Here is a 410-nt window from a genome sequence, read left to right as displayed (position 1 = left end):
CCAAGCTCAAGAAGATTTTATCGAAGCAAAATCAGTCGTTGGATCTTCAAACTGGGGCTCAAAAATCTGATACCAAGAGTAAAATTGCCCAAACGAAATCTTCAATCAAGCAACATCAAACTACGGTGACACAGATTCGCAAAGCAATCACTAGTGATTGCCATGCTCAAACAAATTATGCTGAAAAGTTGGATTAGGTACGATTTTGTCGGGGGTAGCCAAAATATGCTGTAGGGGTAGCCAAATTGAAAAATGGGGTAGCCAAACGACTGTGGCGGCTAGCCAGCGTGTTTTTTATCAGGTAGCCAAAACCCCACTTTGGGGTAGCCAGGGCCACGAATGTGGCCCCTTTAGAAAACCCACCGCACTGCGGTGTAACCCATATTTGGGTTCAGTTTTCCCTTATGCCC

Annotated in this window: 1 pseudogene; it reads left to right on the top strand. The window is 45.1% G+C overall.

The features are described 5' to 3' along the window. A pseudogene (locus FD01_RS16710) lies at window positions 1-197 on the top strand (ABC transporter ATP-binding protein); the annotation flags it as partial. Window positions 198-410 lie beyond the last annotated feature (213 nt).

Source organism: Lacticaseibacillus manihotivorans DSM 13343 = JCM 12514 (assembly GCF_001435035.1).
Lineage (GTDB): Bacteria > Bacillota > Bacilli > Lactobacillales > Lactobacillaceae > Lacticaseibacillus > Lacticaseibacillus manihotivorans.
The sequence above is the reverse complement of the archived record's forward strand: the minus strand, read 5'-3'. Positions and strand labels throughout refer to the sequence as shown.